The sequence below is a fragment of the Paenibacillus aurantiacus genome, from assembly GCF_042431225.1.
Classification (GTDB): Bacteria; Bacillota; Bacilli; order Paenibacillales; family Paenibacillaceae; genus Paenibacillus_Z; species Paenibacillus_Z aurantiacus.
In genome coordinates, this window is sequence record NZ_JBHMDO010000015.1 from 54,722 (window position 1) to 78,863 (window position 24,142).

Genomic DNA, 24,142 nt, shown 5'->3' on the forward strand with positions numbered 1-24,142 from the left:
CCCCATGCCACTTGCGCGTCAAGCGTCCTGTCCGCTCGGACGGCGGCTGGCCTTTAGCTTATCGAACTCGGGCTGCAGCCTCTTAATAAGAAGACGGGTCTGGCGCTGCCGGACCAACCGATTCACTTTGCCGGTCAATTTGGAAGAAATAAAAATAATCATCGCCCATCCCCCCGTCACCGTTCTATCGTTACGACGGAACAGACGGCCGCGAAGTTTGTCGAGTGCGAAAATTAGGCTTCGCTTAACTTGAAATTTTATCCAAAACATTTTACCATATACCTAGATTCACGATGCATCGATATTAAACCCATAGGAAGGAGCCAAGCATGAAAGTCAACAAGGAACTGATGAAAGGCAGCACGGTTATTCTTATTTTGTCGCTGCTGGACCGCAAAGAGATGTACGGATACGAAATGACGAAAGAGCTGGAGGTGCGGTCGGACGGCATCTTTACGCTGAAAGAAGGCACCCTCTATCCGATCCTGCACGCGCTGGAGAGCGAAAGGCTGGTCGAAGCGTTCTGGAGTGAGGAAGGCGGACGGAAGCGGAAGTATTACCGGCTGACGAAGGAAGGCCGCGCGCAGCTTCGGGAGAAACGGCAGGAGTGGGATCTGTTCGCTCGTACGGTCACGCGCGTGATCGGGGAGGGTCCAGTATGAAGACGATCGAACATCACCCGCTGGTCGCAGGTTACCTTGACCAGGTGTGCGCGCATGTGCGCTCCAAAGAAATGCATGCCGAAATCCGGTTGGAGCTGTTGACCCATTTGGAGGAGCTGGCATTGTCGTTCGCGGAAGAAGCCGAGGAGCCGAACACGGACGCCGCTGTCGAACAAGCGCTTCGCCGCATGGGGAATCCCGAGCTTGTCGGCAGGCAGCTGCACGCGGCGCACAAGCCGAAGCCCGAATGAGCGTCATTGCGTTGGTCACCGGACTGCTGCTGATCGGACTGATTTCCGTATTCGCCCTGCATAACGCGATCGGCGAGCAAATCTCGCCCATCTCCAAGCTCACGCGCGTCTCCATGGGCGTCGTTGCTCTTGTCTGCCTGTATTTCATCGATTATCGCCAACTGCTGCGTTACGCCACCGCGCTCTATGTGCTGACGCTGCTTCTGATGGCATATCCACGGTGGGCGGATCTGCAAATCAGCGGTAGTTATCGATGGATCACGGCTCCCGGCGGCCTTGAATTCAATATTGCCGCAGCTGCTCCCTATCTGCTTATCGTCGCCGTCGCAGGCATGCTTCACCGCGCCGCGAACGAGCAGCGCTCACTTGCGCGATGGCAGCGTCTGCTGAAAGAAGCGGCGCTCTATATGGCGCTCCCTGCCTATCTGTTCACTGTTATGAATGCGCGCTTTCAGCTTGTTGTCTACGGCATTGCGCTTGCCGTCCTACTGCTGGTCATGAAACGGATGTGGTTGCTGGCAGCCGGCATCGGCGCGGCGATCGTCTCGGCGTTTTATATGCTGTATGAAAGAAGTCCTCGTTACGCCTATGCTCTAGACCGGCTGACCGGATTCTTGAACCCTGTTGCGGACGAAAGCTTTTACACCGCGCGTTCAGTCGAATCCGTCCAAGCTGGTGGCTTATGGGGACAAGGCTTTGGCGCGGTTAATGAGCGACTCCCATACATTTATTCCGAAACCACGTTCGCTTATCTCATCTACAGCCTCGGCTGGATCTTCGGCCTTGCCGTTGCGGCTCTGGCCGTCCTATTCGTCTACCGGATGTTCCGCATGGCCTTGAAACTGAGATTCGGATGCGGCCGCGGGATGGTCGCGGGATTGTCGGCCGTCATCGGCATCCAACTGCTGTGGCATCTGCTGATGAACGTCGGCCTTCTGCCTTACTTCGGCGTACCGCTGCCAATTGTGAGCTGGAGCACCGGTTCGATCGTCGAGCTTGGCGCAATCGGATTGATGCTTGGCGCGTACCGGCGCAAAGACATGCTCGCCACCCTCGACTTGCCGCCCGTGCGCAAGACGTGAGTCGGCGATGCCCTCTAGGGCAGCGACGTGGCGAGCGGACGACAACGGAGCTGTGCTTCTAGCGAGAGGAATAACCGATTGCCATCCATTGGTGGGAAGTCTATATAAGCGCCTTAGACGCTGCCCGACTATCCCAGCGCACGGAGATGCGCGATGTTTAGCCCGGCGAATGATTGAAGAGGCGAATAATTCATGCCCCGAATCGTTCGCCAGGTTCATCATGCCCGAGCAGCACGGCATCGACTTCAATCAAGCTCCGAGGGAGGCGTCCCAAATCGCCAATCCGACGAAGAAAACGCTTACGTTTCGGGCAGCCGCGTTTTAATAAAACTTAAGGTATTTCGCAGGCTTTTCTCACCAAAATCCGACAAATTGCGTACGCCGCTCCTGATAACATAGGGACAAGTTACTGCCGCCCGCGCAGGTATCGAACCAACGAAAAGGAGTTGAATGTTATGCGCTTTGTCATGAACCAGGTATTCGAGAACGAAACCATCCAATTCGATGGCTTTCACTATATCGGGTGTTCCTTCAGGGATTGCACCGTTCTCATTACGTCGATGGACTTCGGGTTTGACCGGTGCTCCTTCTCCGGCACGACCTTCCATGTAGCCGAAGGACTGCCCCTCTTCCTCGACACATTGACCTACGAAGCGTATGAGGCAGACTCCGAACCGTTCGAGCTCTCTGGCGGCAAAATCCCAGTCGAATTATAATCGGCAGCGCGCTTCTCGACCGCGTCCGTCCGTGATACGCCAATAAAGCGGCGGCACATTCTAGTGCACGCCGCTTTATTATTTGTCTGCATCCTCGTCAGCCCCCATGCCCAATCGGCCGCGCAAACCCGTATGCGCCTCGCTGAGCCAAGGACGGAGCACCTTTAGCTGGTCGCGCCGCTTCCAGAGATGGTCCTAATTAACGATAGCCGCGTCCATTACGGATACTTCGTACGCGCCCTCCATCTCGCTGAGTTACGGTTGTGCCCCCGGCTGGTCCCATTCGATTTTATCTGCGGGTCCAAGAGTGCGGAACCAAGCAAAAAAGACGCTCCCGCAAGCAGAAGCGCCTCTCGAATTCGATCTAGTCCTCCAAGAACAAGTTCGTGGACAAATATCGCTCGCCCGTATCCGGCAGCATGACGACGATCGTCTTGCCCGCGTTCTCCGGCCGCTTCGCAAGCTCGGTCGCGGCGAAGACGGCAGCGCCGGAGGAAATGCCGACAAGCAGTCCTTCGCGCCGGCCCAACTGGCGCGCGGTCTCCAGCGCCTGTTCGTTGCCGACTTGCAGGATCTCGTCCACGACGGCGCGGTTGAAGTTGCCCGGCACGAAGCCGGCGCCGATGCCTTGAATCTGATGCGCGCCGCGCGCCCCGCCGGAGAGGACCGGCGAATCGGACGGTTCGACCGCGATCACCTTCAGCTCCGGCTTCAGCTCCTTCAATCGGCCGCCCGCTCCGCTGACCGTGCCGCCCGTACCAACGCCCGCGACGAACAGGTCGACGGCGCCTTCCGTATCGCGCCATATCTCCTCTGCCGTCGTCTGGCGGTGAATCGCCGGGTTAGCCGGATTCTCGAACTGCTGCGGGATGAATGCGTTCGGAATCTCCGCCGCGAGCTCTTCCGCCTTGCGGATCGCCCCCGCCATCCCTTCCTGCGCCGGCGTCAGCACGAGCTCCACGCCGAGCGCGCGCAGCAGCTTGCGGCGTTCCACGCTGAACGACTCGGGCAGCGTTATCATGAGCTTATACCCCATGGCTGCGGCCGCGAACGCAAGTCCAATGCCGGTATTGCCGCTCGTCGGCTCGATAATGACCGAGTCCGGCTTGAGCAGCCCCCGCTCTTCCGCATCCTTGATCATGGCATAGCCGATGCGGTCCTTCACGCTGCCCGCCGGGTTGAAATATTCCAGCTTCGCCACAAGCTTCGCCTGCAGTCCAGCCGCCTCGCTATAGTTGCGCAGCTCCAAGAGCGGCGTATTCCCAATTAAGTCCGTTAAATTTTGCGCTATTCTCACAACGATCGCCCCTAGAATCCGGATATGTTTTCGGCACCATTACTATATCATGTTTCGTCTTCGCGCCTCAAATCGGTCGCCTCCCGCTCCTTCCCCGCCAGTATTTGTGTATAATCAAGGGCATACCGATACATGGAAAGAGGAGATTACATTGAAACTGTGCCTATTGGGCGGTACCGGACGAGTCGGCCGCGAGCTGGCTGCGCGCGCCCTCGCCGCCGGACACGAGATAAACTTGCTCGCGCGCGATCCGCAGCGTATAGCATTGGCGGGGGAGAACCTTCATAGTTATACCGGCAGCGCATGCGACCCGAATGCGCTTCTAAGCGTGATGAAGGGAGCGGACACCGTGCTCAGCGCCTTGGGTACGGACGGCGGGAGCGTCCTGAGCGAGAGCGCGCCGCTGATCGTGAGCGCCATGCGGGAGGCCGGCATCGAACGCATCATAACGATCGGAACGGCCGGCATTCTGAACAGCCGCACCGAGCCCGGACTGCTCCGGTATCAATCCAGCGAGTCGAGGCGCACGCTCACCCGGGCAGCCGAGGAGCATCACGCGTTCTATCGGACGCTCTCGGATTCCGGGTTGGCATGGACGATCGTCTGTCCTACTTATTTGCCGGACGGCGAATACACGGGCGTATACCGGGCGGAACGCGATTATTTGCCGGCGGACGGGGTCCAAATTTCGGTGCCAGACACCGCTGAATTCGCTTTTCGCCAAATCGACAGTTTGCAGTACGTCGGCGCCCGGGTCGGCCTCGCCTATTAGCATCGTCGGAAGCGATCCAGGCACCCTGCGGCCGCACGGTACAGGAGAGGCTCATTGCAGGGGCGGACTTGGCAGCAGCGGTCGGAGGGTCGCTCAGAACCAGCACGCCGCAGAACCGTCAACCAGGAACCACGCTGTACGGATCGACTCAGCAGCAGCGGTCGGATGGCAGCGCAGAGCCGGCACGCCGCAGGACCGTACACCGGGAACCACGCTGTACGGATCGACTCGGCAGCAGCATTCGGACGCGCAGCGCAGAGTCTGAACGCCACAGGACCTTACTGCAACGGGTGGCCCGCTGTACGGATCGGACCAGCAGCAGCTAGCTATGCGCGAGCGCTAGACGTCAGGCCGCTGCGCCTATCCGCCCCTGACCGCGTGCCAAATATTCCAATTGCCCTCGGCTGCGGCCCCACCTTGCCTCCTCATTGTGAACAATTCGCGAACGACCAAAAAGCCTATTGCAATTCCGCCGCCGCAGCCGTATGATTAAGCCATCAAGAGGTTGTGAAAATAATCACATAACGCTGCCGATGGTTGTGAAAATAATCACAGCCATAATAAATAACCTATATTGTGAATTTAATCACAACCTAAACCGAGGAGGAAACAACCATGAAAGTTATCGTCATTGGATGCACGCATGCCGGAACAGCCGCCATTACGCAAATGGCCCACCACCATCCCGAGGCGCAAATTACGGTGTATGAACGGAATGACACGATCTCCTTCCTCTCGTGCGGCATCGCGCTCCACGTGAGCGGCGTCGTCAAGCAGGCCGATAAACTCTTCTACGCGACGCCTGCCCAGCTCGCCGAGCTTGGGGTCGACACCCGCATGAAGCATGATGTGTTGAACGTCGATACCGCGGCGAAGACGGTGCTCGTCCGCAATCTCGACACCGGCGAGGCGTTCACCGATACGTACGACAAGCTCGTCATGACGACCGGATCGTGGCCGATCATTCCGCAGCTGCCGGGCATCGACATGGAGAATATCCAGCTGTGCAAAAACTACGCCCACTCGCAGACGATCATCGCCAAAGCGAAGGACGCCAAGCGCGTTACGGTCGTCGGCGCCGGTTATATCGGCATCGAGCTGGTCGAGGCGTTCGAGCAGCTCGGCAAAGACGTGACGCTGATCGATAACATGGATCGCACGATGTTCAAATACCTTGATCCCGAATTTACAGCGGTAGCCGAAAGCGAGCTGGAAGCACGCGGTATCCGTCTTGCGCTCGGCCGCACCGTTACGGGCTTCGAAGGCCAAGACGGGCGTGTGCGCAAGGTGCTGACGACTAACGGCGAATTCGAAGCCGATCTGGTCATTCTGTGCATCGGCTTCCGCCCGAATACCGAGCTGCTGCAAGGTCAAGTCGACATGCTGCCGAACGGCGCGATTATCGTGGACGAATATATGCGCACGAGCAACCCCGATGTGTTCGCGGCCGGCGACAGCTGCGCCATTCATTACAACCCGACCGGCACCCATGCTTACATCCCGCTGGCTACCAACGCCGTCCGGATGGGCACGCTCGTCGCCCGCAATCTCGTGACGCCGACGGTCCGTTACATGGGTACCCAAGGCACGTCGGGCATCAAAATATACGACTACAACATCGCGTCGACCGGCATGACCGAAGCGGCGGCGATCGCCGGGGGCATGAAGGTCAAAGCGGTCACGCTGAACGAGAATTACCGTCCCGAATTCATGCCAACGTTCGAGAAGGTGCTGCTTAAAGTCGTCTATGTGGAGCAGACGGGCCGGATCATCGGGGCGCAGGTGCTCTCGAAGGCCGATTTGACGCAGGCGATCAACACCTTATCGGTGTGCATCCAGAACGGCATGACGATGGATGAGCTCAGCTTTGTCGATTTCTTCTTCCAGCCTCACTATAACAAGCCTTGGAACCTGCTCAACCAGGCCGGTCTGCAAGCTATGTAGATTGCAAATGCTCCGGCTACCTCTACTCCGGCAGCCAGAACCGCTCCGCTCTTATACGCGCAACGAAACAAGCCTCCTTCCCCTGCATCTTGCGGCCGAAGGGGGCTTCGTCGCGTCGCTTAGGCCAGGGCCACGCCGCGGCCCATCAGCTCTTCGGCGAGCGCCTTGCGCAGCTCGCGTCCCGCCCGCCAATAATGCACATCTTTCACCAAGCACGTGATTGTATATTTGGCAACCAGCGAATTGTCCGCGATATCCGCCAACCCATAAAGCTGCGGCGGTTCTACAGGCTGATCGTGCCCGTCGCGCAGGAACAAATACGGCATCGACTCCGTCAGCCGCTCGGATACGGCTTGAACCGCCTCTTCGATCGCCGACGGATCCGTATCGAACGGGACAGAGACGTTGACAATCGCCCGCATCCGTTCGCGGTTGAAGTTTTGACTGATTTTGATTTCCGAATTCTGAATGACGACGACATGCTGCGCCCATGTGCGAATTTTGGTCGCCCGCAGCCCGACGCTCGTCACGGTGCCGTTGATCTGCCCGCCGTTAATCGACACGTAATCGCCGACCGAGAATTGATCCTCGAAGATAATGAAAAATCCGGTAATCAAATCTTTCACCAGCGTCTGGGCGCCGAAGCCGACCGCCAGCCCCACCACCCCCGCACTCGCGATAATCGGGCCAATGTTCACGCCGATATTACCGATGCACATCAGTCCTGCCACGATATATAGAATATAGCGGGTCAGCGACATGAGCAGGGACTCCAGCGTCGCGCGCTGCTTCTCGTCCAGCCGGGTCAGCGTGAATGCCCGCCGGATTACCGTGCGCCGTATTTTTAGAATAAGCCATGTAATGCCGAGTATGATGACGATGACGGCCGCCTTACTTCCGATGATATTCAGACGATTCCACCATAGATCGCTGTTCATCCATTCGGTCATGGGGTTCTCTCCCTCCTTCCGCGCAGAATGCTTATCCTCTTTAACGCCAAAACGATAAAAGGGAAACTTATCGCCGCGAAAGGCACCGTCCTTCGCTACGCCCGCAATTCAACCGTTTGCCGCATGCGCAATAGGCGCCGCGCACGATACGGAAAATAAGAAAGCGCGGGGCCATTAGGCGCCCGCGCCGATTACGCGCCGGTATCCGAACCGGACGCTTGTGCGCATACTGTGTGTTACGTCGCTACGCGTCTTGCGCGCAAATATCGTTTAACCCACGCGCCGGTGTTGATCGAGCTGATATGCACGCCGCCGCTGGCCGTGGAGAACGTGTGGATCATTTTGCCGCTGCCGATGTAGATGCCGACATGGCCGACCTTTTTGTCCGATGAGAACCGCCCCGGCACGGAGAAGAACACCAGGTCGCCCCGCTGCAGGTTCGCTTTGCCGACATAGATGCCTTGCGTCGCCTGGCTGTAAGATACCCGTCTCAAGTTGACGCCGTACTTCGCGAACACGTATTGCGTGAATGACGAGCAGTCGAAGCGCTTCGTCTTCGAATAAGGGCCCGCGCCGAACAAATACGGTACGCCGCGGTATTTCATGGCGGTCTGAATCAGCGCGTCGATGTCGATGTTCGGCAGACCAACCGCCTGCATTTTCATCCCGCCGCTCCCGCTAGCTTCATCGCCCTCGATGATGGCCAGGCCGCCGCCCGACTTCGCTTCGCTCTGTCCTTGGCCGCCCGGCTCTTCGCTAACGTCTCCCTTCTCCAGATCGCGAACGGTACCGCGGTCTTCGGAGAGAGGGCTCAGCTTAATGTCCTTGCCGCCTTCCTTGGTGAAGCGGATATCTTCCTGGAACAGATCGCCCAACGCCGATTCCGGGATTAGCACGTCGTCCCCCTGGCGTTTGGTCGGCTCGGCGAGCATGATGGCTTCCCCGTCGCGCTCGGCTTTGGTGGAATCCAACCCCACCTTGTAGAGCGGATCCGTGCCGCCGATGAGTACCTCGCGCCCGTCATCCGACAGACGCATCTGGTAGCCGAGCGGACCTAGCAGGTCGCGAAGCGATACATAGGGCTTCCCTTCGACTTGCCGAATTCCGATTCGGGCTTCATTATCGTTGACTTGCAGCTTGCTTGGTTGCGCCTCACTCGATTTGGCTTTCATCTGACCGCCGGACGTCCTGTTATTGCCTTGCGCCTGGTTGCCGCCCTGCAGGATCGGTCTTTCTTTGCCGGTCTGCTGCGCTCTCGTCTCATTCTTCGCGGTATTCTTGCCGTTCTCCGCGCCGGAAGGGTTCTTCTGGTTGGAACCCGCGCAACCCGAAGCAGCCAGGGCCAGCAGCAGCGCCGTCCCAGCCAATGCCAAGCGTTTGGATGTCATCATAAATTCTTGTGCTCCCTCGCCTCATTTTCGATTTCGAGGATAGCTTGGCCAACGGCCTGAAAACTATGCGGAGGGAAACCCGAATTTCGGATTGGCAGCGCCGCCATTTTGCCACAAGCGTCGATAACCCGTGATAACAATAAAACCGCCGATGCCCGGCGGTTTGCGTTGCTTACTCCTATGTAGACCTAGACCATTACCAGCCCTTGCGCGCCCGAAGCGCCGTAATGTGCGCCGCATGATGGTTGCCATGCCACGCATAGATGCCAAGGCTCCGGTCAAGCGGTACCGTCTCCCCCGACTCCGGATGATAGAACGCACGCTCGAATTCCGCCTCCGTCAACGATTCGAGCAGCAGCACCCAGCGTTCGTGCAGTGCCTCGATCAGATGCAGCGACAGCTCGACCGGGGCCGTCCTCGTATCGGCAAGCTCGGCCCAACGCTCTTCCGCATAAGGCTTGATCGTCGGTTGGTCCTCCGTCAGCGCAAGCTTGAACCGCGTCAAGCTGTTCATATGGCTATCCGCCACATGATGAACCACCTGTCGAACGGTCCAACCGCCCTCGCGATATGGCGTATCCAGCTGTTCCTCGCTTAGACCCTCTACCGCCAGACGCAGCTTGGCGGGCAGCTTCTCGATCTCCCGAATCCAGGTTTCCCGTTGCTCCGGCGTGACCGCTCCTTCGTGCGCGAACGGCCCGATCGGATAACGATAGTCCATCCCTTATGCCTCCTTCAATAAGTTGAATAAAAAATCGACGCCGTGCATCGCGTATTCTCTCGCCTGCACTTCTCCCGCTTCCACGACGACCAAACAAGGCACGCTCGCGACCTGCCACCGCTGGCGCAGCTCCCGCGCATAGTTGATATTCAGCTTGTGCAGCGGGATCGCTTGGCCGGATGCCTCGACCACCTGCAGCATCCGTTCGGCGACTTTGCAGGTCCCGCATAGCGGGGTGAAGAACAGGATAGCCTCCCGGCCGCCTCCTGCTTCCGCAAGCCGGCTCAATAACTCTTTCTCCGTCAACTCTGTCAGTTCCTTCATGTCCATTCGTTCCTTCCGATTTCGTTAACCGCTGGCCGCCAGAATGCTATAGGGCCGATAAGTAATAGCAAGATGAAGAACACATCGGATCACACTCCTAATCCGCACCGGCCTCACGCTTGCGTTTGGCTTCCCAATATTCCTCGTCGAATGCCCGATTACTCTCTCGGATCTGTTCTCGCTGCCTACGAATAAATCCTCCCAAACCCACATCCCACAGAAGCAGGAAAAAGCCCAGCACGGCCAGCAAAATGCCGAGTACGCCGACTGTCATGAAGCCGTTGCCGCGATAGGCCGATTCGTATAACTCGCGAATCCCGTCTTCCGTATACGAGCCCTGCGATCCGATCATCAATTCCGTGAACTTCAGCGCAGCCAGACGCATGCCAATATATAATCCGATGCCGCCGAGCAGCATGAAGCCGCCTGTTAACGTTCTTCTCAAATGCGTCTCCTCCATTCTGAATGTCAGCCCTCTATCCTCTATATTGCTCATCCGCTCGCTTAGCAAACTCGAACCGATGGATGCCGAAATCCGGAATGCCGGAGGCAAGCACGGCGTCGCGCAGCGGATGCAGATCGGGCACGAACCGAAGCTCGGTCCCTTGGGCAAGCAGCCGACCGATCAAGCCATCATAGGCGTCCACTCGTACTGGATGCACCGGGTTCGGGGATATGTAGTAGCCTGCGGTCGCGTCGAACAGCTCGAACCCGTCCGGCTCGAAGACGTAGCGGTAAATCGTGCAGCGCTCGATCTCGGCATACCATCGGCTCTCCACGGCGAGCACGCTGTCCGCGCCGGATGCTCCGAACAGCAGCCGCTCGGCTTCTATGCTCATAGGTCCTGTACGGCGGTATGCGATGCGCGGGCAATTGCGTGGGCAATAGAATGTATATTCATGCTCCTCGTCGATCGCCCACACGACAGGCGGCATGTTCGTCCGATTCGCCTTCTGTCTCGGCCCGAACAGCGGAATATTCGGATTCTCGCTGAAATGATAGAGCCGATTAGTCATAGAACACCATATGCGATTTCTCTTCCCGGTAGTAGGCCATTCGGTCGGCCAGCGTCCCTGTATGGAATTCGAACCGGTGGCCATCCGGGTCAAGGAAATAGATCGACCGCTTGTCCCGCTCGTCGCGCAGCCTGCCCGGCAGCACGCAGACGCCCAGCTCGTTCAGCCGCGCGACGGCCGCATCGAAGTCGTCCTCTTCCAGCGTGAACGCAATATGCGTATAGGTTCCCGGCTCGGTAGCACGCTCGATATCCTCCTGGTTGAGGGCGATCCAGATGCCCTGCAAATCGAAATATGCGAGCTTACGGCCAGTGACCAGCAGCTTTGCCCCGAACACGTCCTGATAGAATGCTACGGATCGCTCGAGATCCGAGACGGAGAAACAAAAATGATTGACGCCCTTAATATTCATTCCGATATAAACCTCCCATGTCTGAACCATGCATTGTCGCTGATCGGATCACGATCAATCCTCCTGACGCAAAATAAATCCCCAAGGTTCCCAATCAAAGAAAAAATATATTCGTGCCACGCTGACGCCCGCTCGGTATGTCAATCGTTCCAGCACCCATTCTCACTTCTATGCGGTTAGTGCGGTTAGTGCGGTTAATGCGGTTAACGATTAGCGATCTTATCCATTTCGAGCCGGGGAGGTTCATACCCTTTATTTTCCTGTTAAATTGAAAAAGCATCCTTTTGTTGCCGCATGACAACAAAAGGATGCTTCTTGGTTGATCGAGCTCGACTAGTAAGCTTCGACCTCGAACAGAGACGGACCGTAAGGCGCGAAGCCTCTGCCGGTCATATAGAGACGAACGTACCGGCCATGGGCGCCTTGCCCGCCGAGGTCTACCGTCTCCACATAACCGCTCTCGTCCAGCGTCCGGTCTAGTGTTGCGACCGTTTGCCAATCGCCGCTTGCCGCGGACGGGGCGGCTTCGCCGGTTGCAACCTGCACAAGCAGCTCGGACGCATAGGCTCGTTCCCAAATCAGCCTCAATCGTTCGATCGCCTGCTCGGCCCCCAGATCGATCACGATCCATTCCGCCGCGTTATTCGCTTGCCAATTCGCTTCCCACCGCGTATCCGCGCGTCCGTCCGTCAGCAGTTCCGGCGCGAAAGGCGCATTTTGGCTCGATGCCGTCACGCTCTTGCCTAACGCTAAGTTCGCGTCGGCCGCAGCGACGGTCTGTTCGGTCTCGGATGGTTTGTAGCCTTGGGCGGCTACGCTCACCGTATAGCTTCCCGCCGCCGGGAACATGGACGCCCGAATGGTCAGACTGCCATCCGCTAGCGTATACTCGGTATCCTTGACGAGCGTCCGGCCTTCCACGCTAATGCCGGTCACGGCGCCGGTCCATGCAGCGTTAGCCGGAAACGTCAGCGTAATATCTTGCCCCACCTTGTTCTGCGACACATCGGCTGCGAGTGCCGGCGGATCGAGAAGCGACGGCTCTTCGCCCGGGTTGCTCTCCCCTTCCGCCAGCACGCCGTAGGCTTCCAGTTCCCAAAGCGAATACCCGTACGTCGTCCCTCTCGCCGTCCCCGTCATCCGAAGATGCCGCGCCTGCGCGCCATTCAACGCGACCGTATCGAGGCCGCCGTTGCCAGCCGCTTCGGTGTAGACGTCCGTCCAATCCGCGTCGCCAGGGTCTGCCGCCGTCGCAACTTGCAGCTTGTAGGCTTTGCCGTATGCAGCTTCCCAGTTCAGAACGACCGCATCCAGCTTATACACCGCGCCTAGATCCACGCTGATCCACTGCGGATCGGCCGATGCCGATTCCCAGCGCGTCGCTCCGTTCCCATCAATGGCATTCGCGGCAGGCTGCCCGGCCGTCGAAGCGGTCACCGTCTTGCCGAGCGCAACATTCGGCGCGTTCGTCTTTACTTCCTGCACCAGGTTGACGATGCCGTAGCCATCCGCTTCAATCCCGATCCGGTAGGCGCCCATCGCCGGGAACAAGTCCGCAGCCAGTTGGATGCGTCCTGCTTCGATGACGACTTGATCGCTTGGCACGACCGCACCGTTCACGGTGACGGCCGTGATCGCCTCGCGCCAAGCCGGCGCGTCGGCGAACGTCAGCTCGATCGGACTGCCGACCTTGTTGTCCGCACCGTCCGCGGTCAACGCGGGCGCCGCTTTCACTTCCTTCAGTACGACGTCGTCGATCGTGATGACATGAGGCTCGTTCGGCGTCGCGTTGGCGCCATCGATCACATTGCCGAGCAAGTAATTAAGCGTGAAGGTTACCGGAGCGGATGGCTGAATCGTCGTCCGGTACACTGCGGCGCTCTCTTGAATTGCAAAGGCCGTCTTCTGGTTGTTGTTGTATCCCGTGAACTCGATCAGGATCGGGCGACTCTTCGTGGCGGACGCCTTGAAGCTCAGCTCGTACGTCTTGCCCGCTTCCAGCTTGATGTCCTTCTGCATCAGCTGCGTAGACCAGCTGACCGGAATGTTCCACTCCGGATGAATGCCGCCGTTGTAATGAATCGTGACTTTCGCCGCGCCGCTAGCCACTTCGAAGTCCGACACGCCGCCGTCGCCCGCCCAATGCGTCCAGCCGTCTTTGCCGCTAGCGAAGCTGCCGTTGCGCAGCAGGTTGCCGTCGCTTGCGGTCAGGCTTTGTTTGACCGACGTGTCGCCGAAGCCTGCCGCTTTCACCGTGACGGTATGCGCGCCTTCCGCGGCGAACGCGCCGCCTTTGATTGTGAGGACGCCCGCTTGAACCGTGAATTGCTCCGCCGTCAGCGCCGTGCCGTCCACGCTTACCGACGCGATTGCCGCCCGCCACGCCGCGTTATCCGCGAAGGTCAGCTCGACCGGCTGGCCGAGCCGGTTGTCCGTCGTATCCGCCAGCAGCAGCGGCGGACGTTTGACCGGCGCGTCCTTGACCTCCAGCACCATATTGCGGAAGAAGACGTCATGGGCCCCAGCCGGGCTTTGCGCCGTCTTGCCGAGCAGCAGCTTGAGCGCGAGATTCACGTCGGCCGTCGGCTTCACCGTGTACGTGAACGTCTTCCAGTCGCTGCCGATCGCGAGCGATCCGGATTGGAAATGACGGTTATACGCCGCATCCTCCAACGTCGCTTCGATATCGCGGGCGACCGAAGCGCGCGCATCGAACGAAAGCGTATAGGTCAGCCCTTTCTTCAGCTCCAGGCCGGATTGATTCAGCATGACGTTCCAAGCTTCGGTGCCTACGTTGCCGACAGCAACCTTGGCCACGCCGCCCTCGGCGCTGAATTGCGCAGCCGCGCCTTGGGTGAACGGCTCCCAGCCGGCCAATCCGCCCGAGAAGTCGCCGTTGACGAGCGGGAACAGGTTGAGGCCGCCGTAATCGACATTGTTGTTCGTCGTGCGGATCAGCTTGACGTTATCCAGCACAACGTCGGCGTCGCTGCCGCCCAGATCGAAGACGAGCTGGCCTTCCGCATCCGTGACTTGTGCCGGCATCGTGAACGTGACCGTCTGGCTCGCGGCGGACGCGCTCAGCGTAATGCCCGTTTTGGCCCCGTACTGCACGGTGCCGTCCTTGCTGACGAATCGAACGCCAATCGTGCGATTCGCTTCCGCCTTCGCGTCGAAGGTCAGCTGGTACGTATCGGTCTGAAGCAGGTTGATGCCTTTTTGCGTAACGGTGACGGCCTTCGCATCGGTCCCGCCGTTTGCAATCGCGACCTCAAGCGCACGGCGTTCCGCATTCACGCTCGCCGATGCGCTGACCGGTGCGCCGGTCGTCTGGACACTCCAATATTTCATGCGGTCCATCGTGCCAAGATCGAACGTGCCGTTATAGACGTGGTTGCCGTCGGCAAGCGGCGTTTTCGGCCCGTTCGGTTCTTCGGCGCTCTCAACCTCCTCCAACCGGACGTTGCCGATCCAGACCGTATTCGCGTTGAGACCGAGATTCAACTCCAGCCGCGCCGCAAGGTCCGTGTCGTTCGTCATCTGGAAACGGTATTCGTAGTGCTTCACGTCCGTGCCGAGCGGCACCTGGAACTGATCGGAATACGCGCCCCAGCCGTTATCGGCGTCGCCCCCGAGCTTAGCCGCGATCGTGCGGTTCGCCGAGGCTTTGGCGTCGAAGCTCAGCTTGTATGCGCGGCCTTTGACAAGCGTCGCGTATTGGATCAGCTGCAGCGCATGAACCGCGTTGCCTGGATTTTGAACCGTCACCTTCGCATACGGCTTGCCGTCCACCGTCTCGATGGCGCCGCTCCCCGCCCCGCCGAAATCCGGCGCATGCAGGAAATTCCAATAGAGCGGATCCAGCGTCTGGTCGAGCGCGGTAATGTCCTTCAGCCCTTTCGTATAGGCTGGATCATAAATATAGCTGCCATCTATCGCCGCTTTGGCGTTCGCCGGGATCGGCTCTTTCTCCGTCCGCGGCTCGATCGGCGTACGGTAAGGCTTGCCCGTCAATTCATAGGCCCGCACGTAATCGACTTCCATCGTCGCCGGAAGCATCGAGTCGCTCGGGAGACGGTTGCCATCGTATTGCCCGCCGATCGCCAAGTTCAGAATCATATAGAACGGCTTATCAAACGGCGCCGGGTAGGCGTATTTGTCCGGCTGATCGGCCCCTTGGCTGTTCCAGTTGTTCAGCGTCTGATACAGCTTGCCGTCCACATACCAGCGGATCTCGCCCGGCTCCCACTCGACGCCGTACGTATGGTAGCCCGTGATGGATTCGCCCTCGGGGAACGTGTACGCGTTGCCGGTCGCCTTGTTGTTCGGCCAAGGTTTGCCGTAATGGATCGTGCCGCCCACCTCGTGCGGCAGCCGGCCGCGCGCTTCCATAATATCGAGCTCGCCGGAGGACGCCCAAACGCCGTATTCGCTGTCCTTGGGCATCATCCAGAACGCCGGCCACAAACCTTGACCTTCCGGCAGCTTCATGCGGGCCTCGAACTTGCCGTAGGCCTTGCTGAACGTCGGCGACGTCCACAGTCGGCCGGACGTATACGGCTTGCCGGATACCGTCTGCTTCTTCGCCGTAATGACCAACTTGCCGTCTTGGACGACAATATTGTCTTTCGTGTAATATTGTTGTTCGCCGTTGCCCCAGCCGTCCAAGCCGTATTCCGCGCCCGTGCCGTTCTGGTAGCCCCATTTGGACATATCGACGCCGTTCGTATCGAAATTCGCGCCCGTGCCGCCATCGAACTCGTCGTTCCAGACGAGGTCCCATTGCCCGATCGGCTGCGACAGCGTCGCGTCGGCGTAGCCCGTTGCGGACACGGTTACCGCAAGGCTGCCCGCTTCGGTCACCGCTGCCGCTGCGATCGTAACTTGGCCCGGCGTTATGACATACTGCGCAGGCGTCAGCTCCTTGGTACCCAGCTTCACCTTCGTGATTGAGGCCCGCCACTGGGCGTTATCGGTGAATGTGAGGACGATGTCCTTGCCGACCATATTGTCCGTCGCATCCGCTGTGAGCGCAGGCGGCGTCAACGTCTGCCCGCCTCCGTTGCCCGGGTTGCCACCGTTGCCTGGGTTGCCACCATTACCTGGGTTCCCGCCGTTGCCCGGGTTGCCTCCATTGCCCGGGTTGCCTCCGTTGCCCGGGTTGCCGCCGTTGCCTGGGTTGCCGGTGCTGCCTTTAGGAGGTGCGGCTTTCACCTCGCCCTTCTTCACCTCATACCCTGCGCCTTTCTCCACCGGCTGATCATTCAGCTTGGCGCCGCGGGCTTCCGAGTACAGCTCGCCGACCGTGCCTTGGACCTGCAGTTCCGTGCCGTCCGCGCCGTCCGCAACTTTCAGCTTGTCGACGGATGCCTCCGCGCCGACTTCGACCTTGGCGCTGCTCGCGACGTCCAATTGACCGACGGACGAGGTTCCTTCGAGCACGACGCGTACCGCGCCGTCCGGCTTGTCGACAACGACCGCTTTAATTTGGGAGTTGCGGATATGAACCGAATTGGCACCGCCACCGCTAATGACCAGCGTGCCCGTAATTTCGGCCCCGTCGAGCGTGACATCCCCTTCGCCGACTCCCGGCGTAAGAATGACGCTGCCGGCAATTTTGCTCTGCTCGATTGTCACGTCCGGGCTGCTAATGAGCAGTCCCCCCGGAAGTTGAAGGCCTGTGCGTTTGGTTGGCTGGTTCGCGATCTCGCCCGCCAGGCGATCGAGGAGAACGACCGCTTCGGCTCTCGAGATCGGAGCAAGTGGACGGAGCGTGCCGTCGTCAAAGCCCTTCAAGTAACCTCCCGCCACGAGCGCCGCCAGCGGCTCTTTCGCGAACGAGCCGATCTGCGCGTTGTCGGTGAACGCCTGGAGGGCATTACCCGGAGCCGCCTTCAGCGGAAACAGCGCTGCCGCCATCTTCGCCGCTTCCTGCCGCGTGACAACTTGTTCCGGTTTGAACAGCCCGTCCGGATAGCCGGCGGCATACCCCGCCTGCTTCGCGATCGCGACCGTCTCCGCGTACCACTTGCTCGCCGCCACATCACCGAATGCGTCCGCCGCTTTCGCCCGGAAGCCGAACAGCGTGTTGAGAAGCTTCGCGAATTCCGCGCGGCTAATCCTGTCGTTCGGACGGAATTTCCCGTCATTGCCCGAGGCAAGTCCGAGCGTCGCCCACTTCGCGATCTCCTTCTCGCTCCAGCTGCCCGCTACATCGCCGAATGCTGTTGCGCTCACGCTGCCGGCCGACGTTTGCCCGGTATCCGCGCCTTGGCCGCCGGAAGTGCCGGATGCTCCAACCCCCGGTTCAGCCGCCCAGCCCATTGTCGCCGGTCCTGTCATTAGCGCCGCGCTAAGCAGCAGCGCCGTCCATTGCCGTCGTTTCTTGCTCGCATGATTTGCCATATCTCGTGATCGCTCCTTCTGTCTGATGGATATCGATGCGTTTCGTGTTCAGCGTCAAATTTGTTCATACCCGGATACCTGTATCCGCTTACATATATTAATGAAGAAAAAATACTGCCGTTTCGTTGGCGGGACGTGTAGCGCGCTTCATAGTGGGCTGTTCCTCCCCCTGCCTACACCGCCTCGAATAAGGCGCAAAAAAAGGAACGCCACAATCTCTTGTGCTGCAGCGTTCCTCCCCCTGGTGTCGTCGTGCCGATCGGTGTGGTTCTTCTCCTGCGTCATGCTTGCTCAATCTTATTAAATCGCTTGAATTCAGTAAGGTTGCTGGCGCTTAACGCGCGGACCAACGGACATCAGCCGGTCAGCGTTCGGCTGTCACCGGCCAGCGGTAACTGGTCAGGTGCAATACGGTCAACAGGCTTTACGCCTGCCGACCGCAACTGCACTGCCAGCCTGCTGACTCCACAGCGCCAGGCTTAGCTCTTTACTTGCCCGAAGCCGATTGGAACCACTCGTTGACTTCCTTCGTGATTTGCTCGCCGCCGGATTTCTTCCAGTTCGCGACCATCGTGTCGAACTCGTCGATCGGCGATTGACCGTAAATGATTTTGGAATACGTCTGGTTGACCAGCTTATTGAGCAGCTCGTTCTTCTGCTTCATCGTCTCGGTCAGCGGACCTTGGAAGTAGTTCTTCATCCGGATGTCCTTCTGGTCAAGCACGATCTTCATCGCTTCGAGGTTCTCCGGCTTGCGAACGCCCGCCGTCTGCTTCTCGTAAGGCGTCTCCGGCGTGCCGCCATTGGCCAGCTTGATCATCGTATCCGCGTACAGCGACGGGATGCGCGCGCCATCGAACGTCAGCGAGTAGTAGATGGGTTCGACCAAATGCGTGCGGTCCGCGTAGTCCGGGAACAGGTCCGGATATTTCGCCGGGTCCTTCGTGATCGTGCCGTCGGGCAGCTTCGCCCAGTCGTAGCCTTCCGCGAAGCCGTTCTCGAACTCGCTGCCCGCCTGCGGGTTCGCCCAGTTGTCGAAGAAGAAGTTGTAGTAACGCAGCAGCGCTTCCGGATTCTTCGCGTCCTTGTTGATGAGCATCCAGCCGTTAACCGACGGGTTGCCGCTCTGCGCGCCGATCTTGCCGTCCGGGCCCGCAGGAAGCGGATAGCCTTTGTACTTCGCCCCCGGCACGTTGTTCAGCAGATCGCCGAACGGCCAATCCGGCAGCCAGTTGCGGCCGACGATCGCGCCCGCTTGGCCTTTAGTGAACAGCTCGGAGCCGGACACTTCGTCCTTGATGCCGGAATCCTTGGAGATGTAGCCTTCGTCCATCCACGTCTTCAGCGTCGCCAGCGCCTGCTTCGCCGCCGGGTCGACCGAGCCGTACGACAGCGTGCCGTCCGCGCCTTTGTTCCATTGCCCCGGCAGCGTGCCGTAAGCGCCGAACAGCCAGCTGATGTCGCTCATCCAGCCAAGATACGTGTTCTTGAAGCCGGTCGCAAGGCCGATCGTGTCCGACTTGCCATTACCGTCCGGGTCCTTGTTGACGAACGCGTCCATGATCGCTTCGAACTCCGCGACCGTCTTCGGCGCCTGCAGGCCGAGCTTGTCCATCCAATCTTGACGCAGCCACAGAAGCATGTCGTCGTTATACGCGTAATCCAGCACCGGCAGCGCCATCCGCTGGCCGTCGCGCGTCACCGGCAGCCACGTGTCCGGATTGAGCGCGACGCCGGCTTTGTACGCCTCGCCCGCGTACTTGTCGAACAGCTCGCCCACGTCCATGAACTGGCCGGAGTCGATCAGCATGTTGACCGTTTCCATGTCGCCGCGGTACGTGATGACGTCCGGCATTTTCTCCCCAGAGGAGAGCATCAGGCGCAGCTTGGTTTTGTATGCGTCGTTCGTGTCCGTCACGACCCAGTCGTATTTCACGTCGATGCCCAGGTTGTCCTTCATGTACTTCTGCAGGACGTTGTTCTCCATCGTCTCGCCGGATTTGAAATAATAGTTCGTGCCGACGCCCTTGACCGTCGTCAGCGTGACCGGCTCCGCGTATTTCTTGCCGTCCCAGCCGGTCTCGTCCACGTTCGCGTTCGAAGCCTCGCCGCCGCTCCCCGCATTGGACGCCGCGCCCGCATTGCCGCCGCTATTGCTTCCGTTGTTCGCCGGCTCGTTGCCGCCATTGTTGTTGCTCGAGCAAGCCGCCAGGCTCAGCGACAAAGCCGCCACCAGCGATACGCTCAGCATCCGCTGCCATCTGAAAACCATTGTGTGTATCCCCCCGATATCTTGTTGAAAGACGCCTGAGAACGCTTTCCGCTTTCTCTCACGATCACTATAAATCCGTTTGGGGCCCGTCCGAAATACCACGATTTCGAGGACGATGCCAATTTGTTATCCTCTTCGATGAGCCGATCGCCCTATTCCTTCACCGCGCCGAGCACGATCCCCTTGACGAAATACCCCTGCAGCAGCGGATAGACGAGCAGTACCGGCAGGATTCCGATGAAAATTTGCGCCGCCTTCACCGTACGCTGCGAAATGTTCTTCAGCTCGTTCACGTCCGGATTCAGCTTGCTGAAATCCTGCTGGACGATGATCGTCTGCAGAAACGTCGCGAGCGGATAGTTCCGGTAATCGTTAATATACAGCAACCCGTCGAACCACGCATTCCAGTTGCCCACGATCGAGAACAGCGACAGCGTCGCGATCGCCGGCATCGCCAGCGGCAGATAAACGCGGAAGAGGATCGTAAAGTGTCCTGCCCCGTCCATGAACGCCGCTTCTTCCAATTCCTTTGGGGTCGCCTTGAAGAAGTTCATGAGCAGGATCATGTTGAACACCTGCACCGCCCCCGGCAGCACGAGCGCCCATAGGGTATCCATCAAGTGAAGATTGCGCACGACGATATAGGTCGGGATGACGCCGCCGGTGAACAGCATCGTGAAGACGAAATACCACGCGTACACGTTGCGGCTCTTGAACGCCGCGTTCTCCTTGGACAGCGCATACCCTGCGAGGGTGATGACGGCCATCGTCATGAACGTGCCGAGCAGCGTCCGCTCGATCGCCACGAGGAACGCCCGCCCGAAGTTCGGATTGTTCATCGTCTTGGTATACGACTCCACATTGAAGTCGACCGGCCACAGCCCGACGAGATGCGAGTTGGCGGCGGCGCTGGCGCTGAAGCTGACGGCGAGAATATGCACGATCGGCAGCACGCACAGCACGGAGGCCAGCAGCAGAAGGAAATAGTTAAACCCCGTAAACAACCGGTAGCTTGTCGATTTGTAATACATGACGCCCGCCCCTTAAAAAATTTTGTAGTCCGCCAGCTTGTATGCGATCCGGTAGCCGATCACAATGAGCACGAACCCGACGACCGATTTGAAAATGCCGACCGCGGTGCCGAAGCTGTACTGGCCGTTCAAAATGCCGGTGCGGTACACGAACGTATCGATAATATCGCCCTTGTCGTACACGAGCGGGTTGTACAAGTTGAAGATTTGGTCGAAGCCGGCGTTCAAAATGTTGCCCAGCGCAAGCGTCCCGACGACGATGACGATCGGCGTCAGCGAAGGAATCGTCACATGCAGCGTCTGCTTCCAGCGCGTCGCCCCGTCCACCTCGGCCGCTTCGTAGAGCGATGGATTCACGCCCGCCAGCGCCGCCAAATAGACGATCGTGCCGAAGCCGAATTGCTGCCAGACGTCGCTCACGACGACCACGATGCGGAACCAGGTGCCGTCGCCCAGGAACAGAATCGGCTCGAGGCCGAACCAGCTCTTCAGCATGCTGTTCACGATGCCGTCGGACGCCAGCATATCGTTCAATATGCCGCCCAAGAACACCCACGAGATGAAATACGGCAAATACACGAGCGTCTGCACGGTCCGCTTTACCGAATTGCGCCGCACTTCGTTCAGCAGCAGCGCGAACACGAACGGTACGATGATGCTGCACATGATTTTGAACCCGGCGATGAGCGCCGTATTGATGATCACCTGCTTGCTGTCGGGATACTCGAACATGAACTTGAAGTGTTCCAGCCCCACCCATTTCGATCCCCAAATGCCGTCGTAAGGCTTGAAATCCTTGAATGCGATCACCAGGCCCCCGAGCGGCAAATAACCGAACAGAAATTGCAAAATTACGGCTGGCAGCAGCATCAGATGCAGCGGCCATGTCCGCCGGAGAAAGCTCCCCGCCTTGGTCTTGACGCCGCTTCTAACCGGCGTAAGCGCCTCCGTTGTCGTACTCATGCCCATACCCTCTCCACTCTTTATTGCGGATTGACATCTGCGCCGTCATCCTGCAATAGTAAGTATAGCAATGGCAAAAATAGCCCGTCTGTGCCATTAATTTTGGAACGATGCCCGAAATTTTGTTTCCTGATCCTTCCTCCGGAGGCGATGCGCCACGTTCACTTTACGAATGAATACGTTTACAAAAATCGTCGGCCTGATCCTCATGCTGGTCATCCCGATCATCGGGCTCTATTGGTTCTCGTATAAGACAAGCCTGCAGGTCGTCTCCGACGAGGTCGAGAAATCGATGTACAAGGATCTCAGCTACTTCGCCACCCAGACCGACAATATCGCGCTCCAGCTGTCCAAGAGCGGACTGGTCATCAGCGAGGATATCAACGTGAAGGCGCTGGAGTTCATCGAAATCGCGAGCCTCTACGAGCAGACCGCCGAGAAGCTGCGCATCGACGACAAGCTGAAGCTGCTCATCGCCTCCTCCACTTGGGATACGACGCTCAGCATCTACACGCCCGACACGAAGACGTTCGTCTCCTCGAACGCCTCGCTGCAGTACGATCCTGCCGTGCTCGATCGCACCTTCTCGCGCGTGTGGAACTATACGACCGACGTGCCGGCCTATTTCCGGAAGCAGCCCCGGTTCGTCCGCTACATCACCGAGCCGTTCGACGCGCCGCTGCCCGAAGCGACGCTTATCGTCGAGATGAGCTTCCCCGCGACGGAGCTCGTGAAGTCGCTCGACCGCTTCAAGGCGGGCGGCAAGGGCGATCCGTTCTTCATGACGTCGGATGGCGAGGTAATCGCCTCGAACAGCGCGAATCGCGACCTCCAGGGCGAACTGACCGCGTCGCTCGACCTTGGCCAGCTGTCCAAGAAGCCGTTCACCCGCTTCGCCTTGGCCGGCAGCGAATACGCGGTCAGCTGCGTCTGGATGCAGGAGCTGGGCCTATACCTAGTTGACTACCTGCCGATCCAGGATGTCGTCCGGCCGATTACGTTCAACAGCTACCTGTTCTACGGCGCGATCTTTTTCCTGCTCGTGGGCAGCACGATCGGCGCGTATTTCCTGTACACGAACGTCCAGGTGCCAATCCGCGAGCTCGTCCGCGGCGTACGGAAGCTGAAGCGCGGCGATTATCCGACGCTCAACGTGTTCCATCCGAACAACGAGTTCCACTTCCTGCTCGTCAGCTTCAACGACATGGCGCGCCAGATCGAGCAGCTCATCCAGAACGTGTACCTGGAGACGATCCGATCGCGGGACGCGAATTTGAAGCAGCTGCAATCGCAGATCAACCCGCATTTCCTCTACAACTGCTTCACGCTCATCCGCAGCCTCGCCCGGCTCGGCGAGAAGGAGACGGTCATGGAGCTAGCGATGCACCTGAGCAAATATTACCGGTACACCACCCGCTCCGAGCGGATGAGCGCCGAGCTGCGCGAAGAGCTGGATCTGGTCGGCAGTTACCTGGCGATCCAGGCGATCAAGGTGCAGGATCTGCAATACGAGATCGAGATGCCCGAGACGATGCGGGAGCTGGAACTGCCGCGGCTGATTCTCCAGCCGCTCGTCGAGAACGCCGTGCTGCACGGCATCGAGCCGGCGGGCTGCGGGATGATTCGCGTTACCGGCGCGCGCAACGACCGGTACAACGTCATCACCGTCGAAGACGACGGCATCGGCGTCACGGAAGAACAGCTCGCCCAGCTGCAGCAGCAAATTTCGATGCCGCCGACCGAGGACAAAGGCTGCGCGCTGTGGAATACCCGCCAACGGATGCTGCTGCAGTTCGGCCCCGAGGCGGGCTTGCGCATTATACGGCGCGAGGAAGGCGGCCTGATCGCCGAGCTCTACTGGCCGAACAAGGCGGAGGAGAGCTTGGCCGCATCATAGGCCGCGCAACGGCAGACGAGCCTCATTTTAACGAAT

Annotated in this window: 20 protein-coding genes; 7 read left to right on the forward strand and 13 right to left on the reverse strand. The window is 59.1% G+C overall.

Annotation, left to right across the window (positions count from 1 at the left end):
• Positions 1–18: 18 nt before the first annotated feature.
• Positions 19–162 carry a hypothetical protein gene (locus tag ACFFSY_RS07115; RefSeq protein WP_377492031.1) on the reverse strand — a complete coding sequence of 48 codons (144 nt, stop codon included), beginning with the start codon at positions 160–162 and terminating at the stop codon, positions 19–21.
• Positions 163–329: 167 nt separating this feature from the next.
• Here ACFFSY_RS07115 and ACFFSY_RS07120 point away from each other — a divergent pair, with 167 nt between their 5' ends.
• The 4 genes from ACFFSY_RS07120 to ACFFSY_RS07135 all read left to right on the forward strand — a co-directional run bounded on the left by ACFFSY_RS07120 (position 330) and on the right by ACFFSY_RS07135 (position 2,711).
• Positions 330–662, forward strand: a complete 333-nt coding sequence (locus ACFFSY_RS07120) for a PadR family transcriptional regulator (protein ID WP_377492034.1) — start codon at positions 330–332, stop codon at positions 660–662.
• Complete coding sequence (locus ACFFSY_RS07125) at positions 659–913, forward strand: permease prefix domain 1-containing protein (RefSeq protein WP_377492037.1); 255 nt, start codon at positions 659–661, stop codon at positions 911–913. The genes ACFFSY_RS07120 and ACFFSY_RS07125 overlap by 4 nt, the downstream gene beginning before the upstream one ends.
• Positions 910–1,995 carry an FtsW/RodA/SpoVE family cell cycle protein gene (locus tag ACFFSY_RS07130; RefSeq protein WP_377492040.1) on the forward strand — a complete coding sequence of 362 codons (1,086 nt, stop codon included), beginning with the start codon at positions 910–912 and terminating at the stop codon, positions 1,993–1,995. The genes ACFFSY_RS07125 and ACFFSY_RS07130 overlap by 4 nt, the downstream gene beginning before the upstream one ends.
• A 455-nt stretch (positions 1,996–2,450) precedes the next feature.
• Positions 2,451–2,711, forward strand: a complete 261-nt coding sequence (locus tag ACFFSY_RS07135; RefSeq protein ID WP_377492043.1) for a hypothetical protein — start codon at positions 2,451–2,453, stop codon at positions 2,709–2,711.
• Positions 2,712–3,075: 364 nt separating this feature from the next.
• Here the strand turns inward: ACFFSY_RS07135 and cysK are convergent, their stop codons facing one another.
• Positions 3,076–4,014: a cysteine synthase A gene (cysK, locus tag ACFFSY_RS07140; protein ID WP_377492827.1), complete on the reverse strand. Its 939-nt coding sequence runs from the start codon at positions 4,012–4,014 to the stop codon at positions 3,076–3,078.
• A 145-nt stretch (positions 4,015–4,159) separates the two neighbouring features.
• Here cysK and ACFFSY_RS07145 point away from each other — a divergent pair, with 145 nt between their 5' ends.
• Positions 4,160–4,780, forward strand: a complete 621-nt coding sequence (locus tag ACFFSY_RS07145) for an NAD(P)-dependent oxidoreductase (RefSeq protein ID WP_377492046.1) — start codon at positions 4,160–4,162, stop codon at positions 4,778–4,780.
• Positions 4,781–5,395: 615 nt separating this feature from the next.
• Complete coding sequence (locus tag ACFFSY_RS07150) at positions 5,396–6,724, forward strand: FAD-dependent oxidoreductase (protein WP_377492049.1); 1,329 nt, start codon at positions 5,396–5,398, stop codon at positions 6,722–6,724.
• Between the two features lie 119 nt (positions 6,725–6,843).
• Here the strand turns inward: ACFFSY_RS07150 and ACFFSY_RS07155 are convergent, their stop codons facing one another.
• The 11 genes from ACFFSY_RS07155 to ACFFSY_RS07205 form a co-directional block, all read right to left on the reverse strand.
• Positions 6,844–7,674 carry a mechanosensitive ion channel family protein gene (locus ACFFSY_RS07155; RefSeq protein WP_377492052.1) on the reverse strand — a complete coding sequence of 277 codons (831 nt, stop codon included), beginning with the start codon at positions 7,672–7,674 and terminating at the stop codon, positions 6,844–6,846.
• A 236-nt stretch (positions 7,675–7,910) separates the two neighbouring features.
• Positions 7,911–9,065, reverse strand: coding sequence for a C40 family peptidase (locus ACFFSY_RS07160; RefSeq protein ID WP_377492055.1), 1,155 nt, complete (start codon positions 9,063–9,065; stop codon positions 7,911–7,913).
• A 196-nt stretch (positions 9,066–9,261) separates the two neighbouring features.
• Entirely contained in the window at positions 9,262–9,786 is a 525-nt protein-coding gene (locus ACFFSY_RS07165; protein WP_377492058.1) for a YfiT family bacillithiol transferase, read from the reverse strand.
• 3 nt (positions 9,787–9,789) lie between these two features.
• The gene (locus ACFFSY_RS07170) at positions 9,790–10,110 is read right to left on the reverse strand and encodes a thioredoxin family protein (protein ID WP_377492061.1); all 321 of its coding nucleotides are present in this window, start codon (positions 10,108–10,110) and stop codon (positions 9,790–9,792) included.
• 97 nt (positions 10,111–10,207) lie between these two features.
• Positions 10,208–10,555 carry a hypothetical protein gene (locus ACFFSY_RS07175; protein WP_377492064.1) on the reverse strand — a complete coding sequence of 116 codons (348 nt, stop codon included), beginning with the start codon at positions 10,553–10,555 and terminating at the stop codon, positions 10,208–10,210.
• Between the two features lie 31 nt (positions 10,556–10,586).
• Positions 10,587–11,126: a DUF6886 family protein gene (locus tag ACFFSY_RS07180; protein WP_377492067.1), complete on the reverse strand. Its 540-nt coding sequence runs from the start codon at positions 11,124–11,126 to the stop codon at positions 10,587–10,589.
• On the reverse strand, positions 11,119–11,538 hold the full coding sequence (gene fosB / locus ACFFSY_RS07185; protein WP_377492070.1) for a metallothiol transferase FosB: 420 nt from the start codon (positions 11,536–11,538) through the stop codon (positions 11,119–11,121). Before fosB ends, ACFFSY_RS07180 begins: the two co-directional genes overlap by 8 nt.
• A 333-nt stretch (positions 11,539–11,871) precedes the next feature.
• Positions 11,872–17,943 (reverse strand): hemoblobin-interacting domain-containing protein, encoded by a 6,072-nt coding sequence (locus tag ACFFSY_RS07190; RefSeq protein WP_377492073.1) that lies wholly within the window; start codon positions 17,941–17,943, stop codon positions 11,872–11,874.
• Between the two features lie 487 nt (positions 17,944–18,430).
• Complete coding sequence (locus ACFFSY_RS07195) at positions 18,431–20,215, reverse strand: extracellular solute-binding protein (RefSeq protein ID WP_377492075.1); 1,785 nt, start codon at positions 20,213–20,215, stop codon at positions 18,431–18,433.
• 152 nt (positions 20,216–20,367) lie between these two features.
• Positions 20,368–21,246 (reverse strand): carbohydrate ABC transporter permease, encoded by an 879-nt coding sequence (locus tag ACFFSY_RS07200; protein ID WP_377492077.1) that lies wholly within the window; start codon positions 21,244–21,246, stop codon positions 20,368–20,370.
• 12 nt (positions 21,247–21,258) lie between these two features.
• Complete coding sequence (locus tag ACFFSY_RS07205; protein WP_377492080.1) at positions 21,259–22,209, reverse strand: ABC transporter permease; 951 nt, start codon at positions 22,207–22,209, stop codon at positions 21,259–21,261.
• A 172-nt stretch (positions 22,210–22,381) separates the two neighbouring features.
• On the opposite strand from ACFFSY_RS07205, the gene ACFFSY_RS07210 reads away from it, so the two are divergent.
• A complete protein-coding gene (locus tag ACFFSY_RS07210) occupies positions 22,382–24,106 on the forward strand; it encodes a sensor histidine kinase (protein ID WP_377492083.1) in 1,725 nt (574 codons plus the stop codon).
• The last annotated feature ends 36 nt before the right edge of the window (positions 24,107–24,142 follow it).